At 66.9% G+C, this 14,694-nt stretch carries 11 protein-coding genes; 3 read left to right on the plus strand and 8 right to left on the minus strand.

Features of this window, described 5'->3' with window-relative positions; translation table 11 throughout:
• Nucleotides 1–142: 142 nt before the first annotated feature.
• The 7 genes from LE197_RS23145 to LE197_RS23175 form a co-directional block, all read right to left on the minus strand.
• The gene (locus tag LE197_RS23145; RefSeq protein WP_008786732.1) at nt 143–1,339 is read right to left on the minus strand and encodes an MFS transporter; all 1,197 of its coding nucleotides are present in this window, start codon (nt 1,337–1,339) and stop codon (nt 143–145) included.
• Between the two features lie 91 nt (nt 1,340–1,430).
• The gene (locus tag LE197_RS23150; RefSeq protein WP_019396549.1) at nt 1,431–1,823 is read right to left on the minus strand and encodes a MerR family transcriptional regulator; all 393 of its coding nucleotides are present in this window, start codon (nt 1,821–1,823) and stop codon (nt 1,431–1,433) included.
• A 50-nt stretch (nt 1,824–1,873) separates the two neighbouring features.
• Nucleotides 1,874–3,379, minus strand: coding sequence for an efflux transporter outer membrane subunit (locus LE197_RS23155; RefSeq protein ID WP_008786734.1), 1,506 nt, complete (start codon nt 3,377–3,379; stop codon nt 1,874–1,876).
• Nucleotides 3,380–3,399: 20 nt separating this feature from the next.
• Entirely contained in the window at nt 3,400–6,576 is a 3,177-nt protein-coding gene (locus tag LE197_RS23160) for an efflux RND transporter permease subunit (protein ID WP_226033711.1), read from the minus strand.
• On the minus strand, nt 6,573–7,811 hold the full coding sequence (locus tag LE197_RS23165) for an efflux RND transporter periplasmic adaptor subunit (RefSeq protein ID WP_021162752.1): 1,239 nt from the start codon (nt 7,809–7,811) through the stop codon (nt 6,573–6,575). Before LE197_RS23165 ends, LE197_RS23160 begins: the two co-directional genes overlap by 4 nt.
• A 424-nt stretch (nt 7,812–8,235) precedes the next feature.
• Entirely contained in the window at nt 8,236–8,613 is a 378-nt protein-coding gene (locus tag LE197_RS23170) for an ArsR/SmtB family transcription factor (protein WP_008786737.1), read from the minus strand.
• A gap of 43 nt (nt 8,614–8,656) precedes the next feature.
• Nucleotides 8,657–9,754 carry a cation diffusion facilitator family transporter gene (locus LE197_RS23175; RefSeq protein WP_008786738.1) on the minus strand — a complete coding sequence of 366 codons (1,098 nt, stop codon included), beginning with the start codon at nt 9,752–9,754 and terminating at the stop codon, nt 8,657–8,659.
• Nucleotides 9,755–9,978: 224 nt separating this feature from the next.
• Here LE197_RS23175 and LE197_RS23180 point away from each other — a divergent pair, with 224 nt between their 5' ends.
• Both LE197_RS23180 and LE197_RS23185 read left to right on the plus strand, forming a co-directional pair.
• Nucleotides 9,979–10,236 (plus strand): metal-sensing transcriptional repressor, encoded by a 258-nt coding sequence (locus LE197_RS23180; RefSeq protein WP_019396551.1) that lies wholly within the window; start codon nt 9,979–9,981, stop codon nt 10,234–10,236.
• 9 nt (nt 10,237–10,245) lie between these two features.
• Nucleotides 10,246–11,556, plus strand: a complete 1,311-nt coding sequence (locus LE197_RS23185; protein WP_008786740.1) for an MFS transporter — start codon at nt 10,246–10,248, stop codon at nt 11,554–11,556.
• A 38-nt stretch (nt 11,557–11,594) separates the two neighbouring features.
• On the opposite strand, the gene LE197_RS23190 is transcribed toward LE197_RS23185, so the two are convergent.
• Complete coding sequence (locus LE197_RS23190; protein ID WP_008786741.1) at nt 11,595–11,951, minus strand: ArsR/SmtB family transcription factor; 357 nt, start codon at nt 11,949–11,951, stop codon at nt 11,595–11,597.
• A 238-nt stretch (nt 11,952–12,189) separates the two neighbouring features.
• Here LE197_RS23190 and LE197_RS23195 point away from each other — a divergent pair, with 238 nt between their 5' ends.
• Nucleotides 12,190–14,685: a heavy metal translocating P-type ATPase gene (locus tag LE197_RS23195; RefSeq protein ID WP_008786742.1), complete on the plus strand. Its 2,496-nt coding sequence runs from the start codon at nt 12,190–12,192 to the stop codon at nt 14,683–14,685.
• Nucleotides 14,686–14,694: the final 9 nt, after the last annotated feature.

Here is a 14,694-nt window from a genome sequence, read left to right on the forward strand (position 1 = left end):
TGCCGATGAAGACCCTCGGCGCAAGATCCAGTCCTTCACTTCCGCCGCCTACGACAACGCGCTGTCGAAGCTGCAGCGGTGGAAGCAGGTGATGTAGCGCCTGAGGCGACCGCTAGATGGAACACCTCCCGCATCGGCCCGATCAGCCCGGACCTAGCCGCACCGGCTTTCGCGCGGTCTGCCACAGCAGCGGCACCAAGATCAGCGCCAGGGCCGGGAAGATCATCCAGTTGACCGCCTGCCAGCCCGAGCTGTGCAGGATCGATCCCGCGAGGAACGACACGGCCGCCGTGGCGGCGAAGACGAAGAAATCGTTCATGCCCTGCGCCTTGCTGCGCTCGGCCGGGGTGTGGCAATCGGTGACCACCGCCGTCGCGCCGATGAAGCTGAAGTTCCAGCCGATGCCCAGCAGCGCCAGCGAGCCCCAGAAGTGGGACAGGCCGAGCCCGCCCAGGGCCACCACCCCGGAGGCGGCGAGCAGCACCATGCCCACGGCGGTCACGCGCTCCTTGCCGTAGCGCACCATCAGCCGCCCAGTGAAGAAGCTCGGCCCGAACATCGCCAGCAGGTGCCACTGGATGCCCAGGGCGGCGTTGTCCACCGAATGCCCGTGGTTGACCATCGCCACCGGCGCGGCGGTCATCACGAACGCCATCACCCCATAGGACACCACGCCCGCGGCCACGGCCAGCGCGTAGCGCGGCATCGCCAGGAGCTGCAGCACCGTGCGGCCGCTGTCGGCGGCGGCTTCGGCCGGGGTCTGGCGCGGCGTGCGCAGCATCAGCAAGATCGGCAGGGCGATCAGCGGCAGCAGCGCCTGGCTGAGGAAGCTGCCGACGTAGGGCGTGCCCGCTACCGCGTCGCGCGTGAAGATCACCAACTGCGGCCCGATGATGGCACCCGCGAGACCCCCCACCATTACCCAGGAAATCGCCTTGGCCTTGAGCGCGTCCTCGGCGGTGTCGGCGGCTGCGAAGCGGTAGCTCTGCACATACGCGCCGTAGAAGCCCGCCAGGAAGGTGCCGGCGCAGAAGATCCAGAACGAGGCCAGCATGATGCCCAGCGCGGCGATCAGGCCCGAGGCCACGCCGAAGCCGACCCCGACCACGTATCCGTTGCGGCGGCCATGGCGCCGCATGATGAACGCCGCAGGCAAGGTGCCGATGGCAAGACCCAGGCCGAACAGGCTCACGGGCAAGGTGATCCAGGCCGAGTCCTTGGCAAGCTGCTGGCCGACCAGCCCGCCCAGCGACATCACGATGGGCGCGCTGGCGCCACCGAGCGCCTGCGCGGCGGTGAGAACGCCGATGTTTCGGCGCGTGATGCTCTGGTCGGTCATGGGCGGTCTTTCTTGTTCGTTTGTCTGGCCGGAAATATTACACGCATGAATATATGTTCAGTTATCCGACCATGATTCGGCCATGCGATGCTCATGAACCGCCGCAACCTGGTCGCTCCTCGCAAATCTCCCGAGCGGCAGAAGGAACAGCCTGCCGTTCCAATGCGAGCAGGTGCTCTTTCACCCGGGTCAGTTGCGCCATGCGTTCCTCGACATAGGCGAGATGGTCCCGGACAGCCTGCGTCAGCAGCTCGGGTTCCGGGGACTCGCGATGCGTCCAGCCCAGCAAGTTGCGCATGTCATCCAGGCCGATGCCCGACGCGCGGTAGTTGCGAATCAGGTAAAGCCGCTCGACATGGGCCGGGCCATAGCGCCGGTAGTTGTTGCGGGACCGCTCGGGAGCGGGCAGCAGGCCCTCCCGTTCGTAGAACCTGATGTTCTCAGGGGGCGTGCCGGTCAAGCGCGCGAGTTCACCAATCCTCATCCAGCTCTCCGCGCGCAGCGATGGGGGACGCCACCGCTGCGCGCCGGCCCTCATCCCGGCGACCGGGCGGACTGCTGCGCCGTGGCGCCCGATTGCACCGTGTGCTCAGTCCAGCCGCCGCCCAGCGCCTTGTACAGATGGATGAGGTTGTTCAGCCGCGTCAGGCGCGTGCGCACCAGGGTCTGCTGCGTGCCGTAATGCGTGCGCTGCGCGTCGAGTACAGTGAGGTTGTCGTCCACGCCCTCCTGGAAGCGCTGCTCGGCCAGCTCGTAGGCCTTCTGGCTGGCCGCCACCAGGAGCTGCTCCGCGCGGATCTGCTCATCGAGCGTGCGCTTGCCCGCCAGGCCGTCGGCCACCTCGGCGAAGGCCGCCTGGATGGACTTCTCGTAGTTGGCGATCTCGATGCGCTTCTGTACGTGCGCCACGTCCAGGTTGGCGCGCAGCGCGCCGCCGCGGAAGATGGGCAGCGTGATCTGCGGCAGGAAGCTCCAGGCCCGCGAGCCCGAATCGAACAGGCCGTCCAGCGAAGCGCTGGCCGTGCCCGCCGAGCCCGTAAGGCTGATCGTCGGGAAGAACGCGGCCCGCGCCGCGCCGATGTTGGCGTTGGCGCCGATCAGCATCTGCTCGGCGGCGCGGATGTCCGGCCGGCGCGCGAGCAGTTCGGACGGCAGGCCGCTCGGCAGGCCGGTCGGCACGATGTCGTCCGGCAGCGCCATGGCCTCGTCAAGCTGCCGGGACAGCTCCGGCGTCAGCGGCTGGCCCAACAGCAGCACCAGCGCGTTGCGGTCCTTGGCCGCCTGCCGTGTGTAGGCGGCATGGTTGGCCTCGGCGGTGCGCAACGCGATCTCTGCGCGGCGCAGGTCGAGCTGCGTGGAGTTGCCCGCTTCCACCAGTTGGGTGGTCAGCCCGTAGGAGCGCTTCTGCGTGGCGAGGGTGTCGCTCGTCAGGCGCAGCAGTTCCTGGTCGGCACGCAGCGTGAGGTAGGCGCTGGCCACCTCGGACACCAGGCTCATCTGCGTGGCGATGCGGGTCTCGTCGAGGGCCAGGTAGGACGCCAGCGCCCGGTCGCTGAGGCTGCGGATGCGGCCCCACAGGTCCAGTTCCCAGGCGGCCGTCACCCCGGCCACGTCGTAGCGCCGGAGCACGTCGCTTTGCCCCGTGGTGCTGAGGTCGGCCGGTACGCGCTCTGACGCGCCGCGGGCGGAAACGCCCAGGTTCGGCAGCATCTCGGCACGCTGGATACGGTACAGCGCCTGAGCCGCCTCCACGTTGAGCGCGGCCTTGCGCATGTCGCGGTTGTTCTCCAGTGAAATGCCGATCAACTGCTGCAGCAGCGGGTCGCGGAAGAAGTCCCGCCAGCCGATCTCGGCCGTGATCGCGTCGTCGGGCGTCGCGGCCGCCGGTTCCACATAGGCCGCGCCCAAGGGATAAGCCGTGTCGATCGGCGCTGCGGGCCGGTCATACTTCGGTGCCATGGAGCAGCCAGTCAACGCCGCCGCGAGGGCGAGCGGCGCCAGCGTCCTGGCGGGTCGTGTGAATGCGAAAGATGTTTTCATGTCGTATGTCCTCCTGGCCGTCATGCGTGCTGGTCGGTCATGCCGACACGGGCATGGCGCGCTTCGCGGCGCAGCGCCAGCTTGCGCACCACGACGTAGAACACCGGCGTCAGCACCAGGCCGAATACCGTCACGCCCAGCATGCCGGCGAACACCGCGATGCCCATGGCGTGGCGCATCTCGGCGCCCGCACCGCTGGCCAGCACCAGCGGCACCACGCCAGCGATGAAGGCGAACGACGTCATCAGGATCGGGCGCAGCCGCAAGCGCGCGGCTTCGAGCACGGCTGCCAGCGGATCGGCCCCTTCGCTTTCCTTCGCGCGGGCGAACTCCACGATCAGGATCGCGTTCTTGGCGGCCAGGCCGATCAGCACCACGAAACCGATCTGCGTGAAGATGTTGTTGTCCCCCCCAGAGAGCCAGACGCCGGCGATCGCCGAGAGCAGCGCCATGGGTGCAATCAGCAGCACAGCGAACGGCAGCGACCAACTGTTGTACTGGGCCGCCAGGAACAGGAAGGCGAGCAGCACCGCCAGCGCGAAGATATAGATAGCAGTATTGCCAACTCGCTTTTCCTGGAAAGTCAGGTCCGTCCATTCGTAGGTCATACCGTCAGGCAGCGATTCGCTCACGATCTTCTCAATCGCGGCGGTGGCCTGGCCGGATGAGTAGCCCGGCGCTGGCCCGCCGCTGATGTCCGCCGAGGGGAAGCCGTTGTAATGCATCACCCGGTCGGGGCCGGAACTGCGCTCGATGGTCGCGAACGCGCTCAGCGGGATCATGTCGCCCGCTGCATTGCGCACCTTGAGCATGCCTATGTCCTCAGCCTGCATGCGGAACTGCGCATCGGCTTGGGCCATTACCCGGTAGGTGCGACCGAAGCGGTTGAAGTCGTTGACGTAGAGCGAGCCAAGGTTGACCTGCAGGGTGTCGAACACCTCGGTCAGCGACACGCCCTGCGACTTGGCCTTCACCCGGTCGATGTCCACCTGCAACTGCGGCGCATTGGTCTGGAAGCTGGCGAGCATGTTCGCCAGCTCGGGCGCCTGCATGGCCTTGCCCATGATCTGGCCCTGTGCTTGTGCAAGCGCCTCGGGACCCAGGCCCGCCCGGTCCTCGATCTGCAGCTTAAAGCCGCCCATAGAACCCAGGCCCGGCACCGGCGGCGGCGGGAAGATGCCGACGAAGCCGTCCGGGATCTGGCTGAACTTGCCCATGAGCTTGCCCTGGATGGCGAAGGCCGACAGCGACGGGTCCTTGCGCTCATCGAAGGGCTTGAGCATGGCGAACATCAGCGCGGTGTTCGGCTGGTTCACCGGTCCATTGACCGACAGGCCCGGGAAGGCCACCACGCTCTCGACGCCCGGCTCAGCCAGTGCGATCTTGGTCATCTCCTTGACGACCGCCTCGGTGCGATCCAGCGAGGCGCCGGTCGGAAGCTGGGCGATGCCCACGAGGTAGTACTTGTCCTGGGCGGGCACGAAGCCCGCAGGCACCTTGTGGAAGCCCAGCCAGGTCAGGCCCAGGAAGCCGACGTAGAGCAGCAGCACGATGGCGCTGCCGCGCACCGCGCGGCGCACGCCCCCGACGTAGGAATTCGAGGCGCGGTCGAAGAAGCGGTTGAAGCGGCGGAAGAAGCCGCCGAACACGCCGTCGATGATGCGCGTGACGCGATCGGGCTTGGCCGCGCCGTGGTGCGGCTTGAGCAGGATGGCGGCCAGCGCTGGCGACAGCGTAAGCGAGTTGATCGCCGACAGGATGGTCGAGAACGCGATGGTTAGCGCGAACTGGCGATAGAACTCGCCCTGCAGCCCCGACAGGAACGCCGAGGGGATGAAGACCGCTGCCAGCACCGAGGTGATGGCCAGGATCGGGCCAGTCACTTCATCCATCGCCTTGCGCGCCGCGTCCTTGGGTGATTCGCCCAGCGCTATGTGGCGCTCCACGTTCTCCACCACCACGATGGCGTCATCCACCACGATGCCGATGGACAGCACCAGTCCGAACAGCGACAGTGTGTTCAGCGAGAAACCGAACATGTGCATCACCGCGAACGTGCCGACCAGCGAGACCGGCACGGCGATCAGCGGGATGATCGACGCGCGCCAGGATTGCAGGAACAGCACCACCACGATCACCACCAGGAAGATGGCATCCAGCAGCGTGACGGCGACGGACTGGAGCGAGGCGCGCACGAAGACCGTGGGGTCGTAGGCGATCCTATACTCAATGCCGTCGGGGAACTTAGCTTGAAGTCGGTCCATTGCCGCGCGCACCGCGCTAGACACATCCAGCGCGTTCGCGCCCGGGCTCTGGATGATCTGTATCCCCACCGCCGGCTCGCCATTGAGCAGGCTGCGCAAAGAGTAGGAATCGGCCCCCATCGAGATGCGGGCGACATCCCGCAGGCGAGTTACCTGGCCGTCGGCGCCCGTCTTCACGACGATCTCGCCGAATTGCTCCTCGCTCGACAGTCGGCCCAGAGTGTTGACCGTGACCTGGAACGCCGCCGAGGCATCCGGCTGCTGACCAACCGAACCAGCGGCAACCTGTATGTTCTGCTCGCGGATGGCGGCAACCACGTCGCTCGCGATCAGCCCACGAGCAGCGACCTTGGCGGGTTCGAGCCAGACCCGCATCGAATACTCCCCGGCGCCCCAGACTAGGACATCGCCGACGCCTGGCGTACGAGCCAGATCATCCTTCACATGAAGTGTGGCGTAGTTGGAGACGTACAGCGGATCATATCGACCTCCAGGCGAAAGCAAATGCACCACCATGAGAACGTCCGGCGACGTTTTCTCGGTGACAACACCGATGCGCTGAACTTCAGGCGGTAGGCGCGGCAACGCCCGCGAGACCCGGTTTTGCACCTGGATCTGCGCAATGTCGGCGTTGATATGCTGCTCGAAGGAGACGGTGAGCACCATTTTCCCGTCGGTGGACATCTGAGACTGCATGTACATCATGCCTTCTACGCCGTTGATCGCCTGCTCCAGCGGTGATGCCACGGTATCGGCGATCACTTGCGGGTTGGCACCGGGATAGCTAGCGGTGACCTGCACCGTGGGAGGCGTGACCTGCGGGTATTCGCTCAGCGGCAGCTGGAAGTAGCTGATCGCGCCCGCGATCAGCATCAGCACCGACAGGACGATGGCGAAGATGGGCCGGTTGATGAAGAAGCGGGGGAAATTCATTTGCGGGCCTCCGCCGAGCCGGCCGCGCCGTCAGCCTTGGCGGGGTCCGCGCCGGCGGCCGGTGCCGCGGGCGGCTGCATGGGCACCATGCGCGGCGTGACCGCCATGCCGGGGCGCACGAGGCCCTTGATGATGATCTTCTCACCGGCCTGCAGGCTGCCGTTGATGACGCGCAGCCCGTCCACCACCGGCCCCAGTTCGATGGGCCGGTACTGGGCCTGGTTGTTCTCGCCCACGACCAGCACGTAGTTGCGCCCTTGGTCGGTGCCCACGGCCTGATCGTCGATCAGGACGGCCTCGCGCGCCGCGCCGGTGGACAGCTTGACCCGGGCGAACATGCCGGGTGCCATGCGCCCATCCGGGTTGGGCACAACGGCGCGCGCGCGGATCGTGCCGGTGCTTCGGTCAATGGTGTTGCCCACGAAGTCGAGCGCGCCCCTGTGCGGGAAACCCTTGTCCGTGGTCAGCCCGACCTGCACGGGCAGCGAGGCCTTGCCGCCGGCGCCCGCAGCGGGCCGCGAGCGGCTCACGACGTTGAGGTACGTGGCTTCGTCGATGTCGAAGTACACGTGCAGCGGGTCGATGGACACGATCGTGGTCAGCAGCGTGGCCGCGCCGGCGACACCGCCGCTGACCAGGTTGCCCTCGGTCACGAGCACGCGGTCAACGCGCCCGGCGATGGGCGCCGTGACGCGGGCGTAGGACAGATCCAGCCGCGCCGCAGCGACGGCGGCCTTGGCCGCTTGCACCTGGGCCTGGCGCGCACTGCGCGCGGAGACGGCATCGTCGTAGGTCTTGCGCGCGACAGCGCCGGTCGCCACCAGGCGCTCGGCGCGGTCGAAGTCGGCCTGGGCCTGACTGGCCAGCACCTCGGCCTGTTGCAGTTGCGCCGCAGCCGTGTCGAGCGTGACCTGGAACGGTCGGGGGTCGATCTGGAACAGCAGTTGTCCCTTGCGCACCAGGCTGCCCTCGGGGACGCTCACAGCATCGACGGCGCCGCCGACCCGCGAGCGCAGCTCGACGGTCTTGGGCGCGGCCAGGAAGCCGGTGTACTCGGCCGATGGCGCGACCGTGCGGGTGATGACCTCGGCCACGGGCACCTGCGGCGCCATCGGCGCGCCCGCCGGGGGCGCCGCGGCCTTGCCCTCGTCCTTGGCGTCGCGGGCGGCAATCGCTATGCCCCCGACGGCTGCGATGACGCCTGCCACCACAACGATTCTGATTTTTTTACGCATGGAAGTGCCCCTTTCTTGGATGCAGGACTCCGGCCCTTCCGAAGCGCTCTGCAGAAATTTGTGTGGAGGCTAGGCGTTACAACGAAGGCAAGGTCAAGCCCTTTGGGTTGCCCTAGCGGGCAGGCTGCATGGACAAGGTGGTGGGAAAACCCCGCGTCGTCGCTGTGGCCACTCCGACATCCAGCTCACGAGTGCCGTTGTGCGGTTGAACCGGTCGGTCTTGTGGGTGATTGCGAGCGCGGGAGGCTCAGGCGTCCAAGCTGCCGCCGCCCATTGCTGTGCCTGCGCGGCATCCCGGCGCCCAGGCAGGGCCCGCGATTCAGGGTGTTGCGCCCAGGCCGCATCGAGGACGTCCTTGAGGCTAACCGGCGGCGTGGGTACCGGCGCCTCGCAACCTGCCATTCGCCTGGGTGCTTGGGCCTGGTCAGTCGTCGGCTTTGTCCTCGGAAATGTGGACCGCCATGTCCTGCAGCACCTGGCTGACGTGCTGGTCCGCGATGCTGTAGAAGATGTGCTTGGCTTGGCGTTCGCCGCGCACGAGGCGCGCACCGCGCAGCAGCCGCAGGTGATGGCTGACCAGAGACTGCGACAGGTCGAGCGCTTCGGCGATGTCCCCCACGGCGACCGAGCCATGCATGCACTGCAGCAGGATCTTCAATCGCGATTGGTCGCCCAGCAGGCGGAAGGTCTCGGCCAGAACAGCGACGTCACTTTGCGACATTGCGAGGGCATCGGTCGCCGCGTCGTGGCTGGTGGTCGAGCATTGCGCGGTGTCGGCGCTGGTGGTTTTGCGGGACGTCATGGATGCAAATCCTCAAGTGGAGTGCGAGCCGGCTCGCGCGGCCTCAATGCCTGTGACCAGGAGCGGAATGGTCGTGGTCATGGCCGTGGCTGTGCCCGCCGCCATGCTTGTGATTGCCATGATCATGGCCGCTGTGGTCGTGCCCGCTGTGGTCATGACCGCTGTGATCGTGGCCGCTGTGGTCCTGACGCTCCGACGTGGGCTGCAAGCTGCAGACGTTCTCGTCGGTGCCCGAGTTCCAGTCGATCCCGACCGTGGCGTGTTCGATGCTGAATTGCTCTCGAAGCACCGCTTCGACGCGCTTGACCACGGCGCGTGCTTCCTCGTCCACGTTGGGGCGAACGTGCAGCGTGGCCATCGTGCGCCCGGAGGTGAGCTGCCACACGTGAACGTGGCTGACGGCCGCCAGGCCCGGCACGGCGCCCATCAGGCCTTGCTCCACCTTCTCCGGCGAAGCATCCTCCGGCGCGCCTTCCAGCAGGATGTGGATCGACTTGGCGAGCAGCTTCCATGCGCTGCGCAGGATCAGCGCCGCGACCAGGACCGACAGGATGGGATCGATCGGCGTCCAGCCCGTGAGGTAGATGACGATCGCAGCGACGATGGCGCCGACCGAGCCGAGCAGGTCGCCCATCACGTGCAGGATGGCCCCCTTCACGTTGACGTGATCGGTCTCTCCGCGGGTCATGATCCACAGCACGAGCACGTTCACCAGCAGGCCGAGCACGGCGACGATCATCATCGGGCCGGCCAGGATCACGGGCGGCGCCTGCAGCCGCTCCCACGCCTCGTAGGCGATCCAAGCGACGATCGCGAACAGGGTCACGGCGTTCAGGAAACCGGCGATGACCTCGAAGCGCAGGTAGCCGAAGGTGCGCTTGCTGTCGGCCGCGCGGCGGCCGAACCGGAATGCTGCGTAGGCCAGTGCGAGCGCCGCGGCGTCGGTCAGCATGTGGCCCGCGTCGGCCAGCAAGGCCAGCGAGCCCGACAGCACGCCTCCGACGGCCTCCACGACCATGAAGCCGAAGATCAGGAAAAAGGACAGCAGGACCTTGCGCTCGTTGGCGCTGGTCACGGTCGGGGTGTGGTCATGATCATGGTCGTGATCGTGACCATGGTCATGTGCGTGGGATTGGGACATGGGGCCTCGGGAAACTGGGTCTTTGACTGTGGCTCAAAATATAACACATGAACATGTTTTCATGTGAATTGTTGTACACATTTGTGTTCGCGTCTCACCACGGCCGGGATGCCGCTCCGGGCAATTGCCTTAGCCTGGCTCGGCGACCATTCCCCCCGCCTGGCAAGCAGCCGTTGATCTAACATCCAGTGGCAGTATCCCCCCTGGGGGGATATGATTTCAGCATGGAAGACATGCATAAGCACACCACCCATCCCGACCTGGTGAAGCGGCTCAAGCGCGCCGAGGGGCATCTGCGGCACGTCATCGGGATGATCGAAGGGGGAGAAACCTGCCTCGACATCGCCCGCCAGCTCGCGGCGGTGGAAAGCGCGGTGACGGCGGCCAAGCGCGTCCTGATCCACGACCACATCGACCACTGCCTGTCCCATGACGAGGACTCCGTTCTGACCGAAATGAAGGCGCTGACCAAACTGCTCTGAGGCCGTCCGATGCTCTCCGTCCTGAATAACCGCACCTACCGCCACCTGTTCACCGCCCAGGTGATCGCGCTCGTCGGCACCGGCCTGATGACGGTGGCGCTCGGCCTGCTGGCCTACGAGCTGGCCGGCGCGGATGCAGGCGCGGTGCTCGGGACGGCGCTGGCCATCAAGATGCTGGCCTACGCGGGGGTCGCGCCGGTCGCGCAGGCCTTCGCCGACCGGCTCCCGCGGCGCTCGCTGCTCGTGGCGCTGGACCTCGTGCGAGCGGCCGTCGCGCTGTGCCTGCCCTTCGTCACCGAGGTCTGGCAGATCTACCTGCTGATCTTCGTTCTGCAGGCGGCATCCGCCGGCTTCACGCCGACCTTCCAGGCCACCATCCCGGACATCCTTCCCGACGAAGAGGACTACACGAAGGCGCTGTCGCTGTCCCGGCTGGCCTACGACCTGGAAAGCCTGATTTCCCCGATGCTGGCCGCCGCGCTGCTGACCGTCATCAGCTTTCACAACCTGTTCGCGGGAACGGTGCTCGGTTTCCTCGTTTCAGCCGCTCTCGTGGTCAGCGTGCGGTTGCCCACGTCCGTCCCCGGCCCGCGCCGCGGCATCTGGGAGCGAACGACGCGCGGCACGCGCATCTACCTCGCCACGCCTCGCCTGCGGGGCCTGCTGGCGATCAGCCTGGCCGTCTCGGCGGCCGGCGCGATGGTGATCGTGAACACGGTGGTGCTCGTGAAGGCGCGTTTCGGCCTGGGCGAAGTCGAGGTGGCGTGGGCACTGGCGGCGTTCGGAGGCGGCTCGATGGTGGCCGCCTTCGTCTTGCCGTCCCTACTGGAGAAAGTAGCCGACCGACCCGCGATGCTCACCGGCGCCGCTGTCCTCGTCGTGGGCACGGCGATCGGCGCACTGCTGCCGAGCTATGCGCTGTTGCTGCCGCTGTGGCTGGTGATCGGCTTTGGCTACAGCGTGGCGCAGACGCCATCCGGCCGTCTTCTGCGCCGCTCGGCCCACGCCGAGGACCGTCCAGCGATCTTCGCGGCCCACTTCGCGCTGTCGCACGCCTGCTGGCTCATCTGCTACCCGCTGGCCGGACGCTTCGGCGCGGCCATGGGGCTGCAATCGACGTTCGTCGTCATGTCCTTGATCGGCCTAGCTGGCGTGGCGCTGGCGCTTCGGCTGTGGCCGGCCAGCGACCCGTCGGACTTGGCCCATGACCATCCGAACCTGTCGGCGGATCACCCCCACTTGCGTCAGCACGCGAACCAAGGCGGGCACCATCACGTGCTGGTCGTGGATGACTTGCACCGGATCTGGCCGAAAGGATAGGCCTCACGGGACGCGGTAAGGGCTGTTTCGCACCAAGGCTAGTCGTCGCTGTTGTCCTCAACGATGTGGATGGCCATGTCCAGCAGCACCTGGCTCACGTGCTTGTCCGCTACCTCATAGAAGATCTGCTTGGACTGGCGCGCGCCCTTGACCAGACGGGCTCCACGCAACAGTCGAAGGTGATGGCTGACCAACGACTGCGAGAGTTCGACGGCTTCCGCGATGTCGCTTACCGACGTGGACCCCTTCATGCAGCACAGCATGACCTTGAGCCGCGACGGATCGCCCAGGAGCCGGAAAGTCTCGGCCAGGATGGTCACGTCATTCTGTGACAGGGAGGCCAGATCGGTGCTTGGGCCCTTCGGTGGGGCACTGGCTGGTTTGCGTGGAGTCATCTCTCAAAAATTCCTACCCTCGAACGGCTGTTCGTGCCCTTCAGGATCAACGAGGCTGCGACCGCTTGAGCGCGCGCACAGCCCGGGACCAGGGCGAGCCTGGCGACCAAGGCCCCTCGTTTCCCCCGTGCGCCGGGCCATTTCTGAAACCTGACAGTACCCGAAAAAAGCGCTTGACCTTCCCACGATGGTAAACCCTAAGCTCCCCCATGTCGAATATCAACTATGGGAAACAACCATGAGCATGCCAATAACGAGTGATGCTCGTGCCACCGCAGCAGCGATCAGCCTACCCATCGAGGGCATGACCTGCGCGAGCTGCGTCGGCCGAGTCGAGGCCGCCCTGGCCAAGGTGCCGGGCGTGGACAGCGTGTCCGTCAATCTCGCCACCGAGCGGGCGGACATCCGCCTGGCCAGTCCTGTCGATCGCATCGCGTTGATCCAGGCGGTCGAGAAGGTCGGCTACGACGTGCCGGCTGGCACCGTCGAACTGGCGGTCGAGGGCATGACCTGCGCCTCCTGCGTGGGCCGCGTCGAGAAGGCACTCAAGGCCGTGCCCGGCGTCACCGAGGCCACGGTCAACCTCGCGACCGAGCGTGCCACCGTGCGCGGCGTGGCCGCCGTGGCGGACCTGATCGCGGCCATCGAGAAGGTCGGCTACGAGGCCAACCCGGTGGATACCGGCGCGCAGGCCGACGAGGAAGCCGCCGAGAAGAAGGACGCCGAGCGCGCCGAACTCAAGCGCGACCTGACCCTGGCCGCCGTGCTGGCGCTGCCTGTGTTCGTGCTCGAAATGGGCTCGCACATGATTCCCGGCATGCATGAGTGGGTGGCTTCCACCATCGGCATCCAGCAGAGTTGGTATCTGCAGTTCGTGCTGACCCTGCTGGTGCTCGCCATTCCGGGCTGGCGCTTCTACGAGAAGGGCTTCCCGGCGCTGTTCCGCCTGGGTCCCGACATGAACTCGCTGGTCGCGGTCGGCACGGCCGCAGCCTTCGGCTATTCGATGGTCGCCACATTCGCGCCCAGTCTGCTGCCGGCCGGCACGGTGAACGTGTACTACGAGGCGGCCGCCGTCATCGTGGCGCTGATCCTGCTGGGCCGCTTTCTTGAGGCACGGGCCAAGGGCCGCACCTCCGAGGCCATCAAGCGCCTGGTCGGCCTGCAGGCCAAGGAGGCGCACGTGCTGCGCGACGGCCGCATCGTGGACATCCCGATCAACGACGTGGCGCAGGGCGACATCGTGGAAGTGCGCCCCGGCGAGCGCGTGCCGGTCGATGGTGAAGTGACCGAGGGCCGCAGCTTCGTGGACGAGTCGATGATCACCGGCGAGCCGATTCCCGTCGAAAAGGCGGAAGGCAGCACCGTGGTCGGCGGCACCGTCAACCAGAAGGGTGCGCTGACGCTGCGTGCCACCGCCGTGGGCGGTCAGACCATGCTGGCGCAGATCATCCGCATGGTCGAGCAGGCGCAAGGTTCCAAGCTGCCGATCCAGGCCGTGGTGGACAAGGTGACACTGTGGTTCGTGCCCGCCGTCATGCTGGCCGCCGTGCTGACCTTCCTGGTCTGGCTGGTGTTCGGCCCGTCGCCCGCGCTGTCCTTCGCGCTGGTCAATGCCGTGGCGGTGCTGATCATTGCCTGCCCGTGCGCCATGGGTCTGGCGACGCCGACCTCCATCATGGTCGGCACGGGCCGGGGCGCCGAGATGGGCGTACTGTTCCGCAAGGGTGAAGCCCTGCAACTGCTCAAGGACGCCAAGGTGGTGGCCGTGGACAAGACCGGCACGCTGACCGAGGGCCGCCCGGTCCTGACCGACCTGGAGATTGCCGACGGCTTTGACCGCAACCAGGTGCTGGCGAAGGTCGCCTCTGTCGAATCGCGCTCGGAGCATCCGATCGCACGCGCCATCGTCGAGTCGGCCGTGGAAGGTGGCATCGCGCTGCCGACGATGACAGACTTCGATTCGGTCACGGGCATGGGCGTGCGCGCCACCGTGGACGGCGCGCGTGTCGAGGTCGGTGCCGATCGCTTCATGCGTGAGCTGGGGTTGGACGTGAGCGGCTTCGCTCGCACGGCCGAGCGCCTGGGCAATGAGGGCAAGTCGCCGCTGTACGCCGCGATCGACGGCCGACTGGCCGCCATCATCGCGGTGGCCGATCCGATCAAGTCCAGCACGCCCGCGGCCATTGCCGCGCTGCACCAGCTCGGCCTGAAGGTGGCGATGATCACTGGCGACAACGCGCGTACCGCGCAGGCCATCGCCAAGCAACTGGGCATCGACGAGGTGGTGGCCGAAGTGCTGCCCGAGGGCAAGGTCGAAGCCGTGCGCCGCTTAAAGGCCACCCACGGCCAGATCGCCTACGTGGGTGACGGCATCAACGATGCGCCGGCGCTGGCCGAGGCCGACGTGGGCCTGGCGATCGGCACCGGCACCGACGTGGCGGTGGAGTCGGCCGACGTGGTGCTGATGTCCGGCAACCTGCAGGGTGTGCCCAACGCCATCGCGCTGTCCAAGGCCACCATCGGCAACATCCGCCAGAACCTGTTCTGGGCGTTTGGCTACAACACGGCCCTGATCCCGGTGGCCGCTGGCGTCCTATACCCCGCATACGGTGTGCTGCTGTCGCCGATCTTCGCGGCCGGAGCGATGGCGCTGTCCAGCGTGTTCGTGCTCGGCAACGCGCTGCGCCTGCGCCGCTTCCAGCCGCCGCTGGCGGCGGATACCGCTCATTGAGAAAGGAGG

Origin of the sequence: Pseudomonas sp. PS1(2021), assembly GCF_020405165.1 — a bacterium.
GTDB lineage: Bacteria > Pseudomonadota > Gammaproteobacteria > Pseudomonadales > Pseudomonadaceae > Pseudomonas > Pseudomonas aeruginosa.

What these genes read in the sequence shown, in the direction of transcription:
- LE197_RS23155 (WP_008786734.1), bottom strand. Translation starts at nt 3,379, where the DNA reads ATGAAAACATCTTTCGCATTCACACGACCCGCCAGGACGCTGGCGCCG.
- LE197_RS23165 (WP_021162752.1), bottom strand. Translation starts at nt 7,811, where the DNA reads ATGCGTAAAAAAATCAGAATCGTTGTGGTGGCAGGCGTCATCGCAGCC.
- LE197_RS23175 (WP_008786738.1), bottom strand. Translation starts at nt 9,754, where the DNA reads ATGTCCCAATCCCACGCACATGACCATGGTCACGATCACGACCATGAT.
- LE197_RS23190 (WP_008786741.1), bottom strand. Translation starts at nt 11,951, where the DNA reads ATGACTCCACGCAAACCAGCCAGTGCCCCACCGAAGGGCCCAAGCACC.
- LE197_RS23170 (WP_008786737.1), bottom strand. Translation starts at nt 8,613, where the DNA reads ATGACGTCCCGCAAAACCACCAGCGCCGACACCGCGCAATGCTCGACC.
- LE197_RS23185 (WP_008786740.1), top strand. Translation starts at nt 10,246, where the DNA reads ATGCTCTCCGTCCTGAATAACCGCACCTACCGCCACCTGTTCACCGCC.
- LE197_RS23160 (WP_226033711.1), bottom strand. Translation starts at nt 6,576, where the DNA reads ATGAATTTCCCCCGCTTCTTCATCAACCGGCCCATCTTCGCCATCGTC.
- LE197_RS23195 (WP_008786742.1), top strand. Translation starts at nt 12,190, where the DNA reads ATGAGCATGCCAATAACGAGTGATGCTCGTGCCACCGCAGCAGCGATC.
- LE197_RS23150 (WP_019396549.1), bottom strand. Translation starts at nt 1,823, where the DNA reads ATGAGGATTGGTGAACTCGCGCGCTTGACCGGCACGCCCCCTGAGAAC.
- LE197_RS23145 (WP_008786732.1), bottom strand. Translation starts at nt 1,339, where the DNA reads ATGACCGACCAGAGCATCACGCGCCGAAACATCGGCGTTCTCACCGCC.
- LE197_RS23180 (WP_019396551.1), top strand. Translation starts at nt 9,979, where the DNA reads ATGGAAGACATGCATAAGCACACCACCCATCCCGACCTGGTGAAGCGG.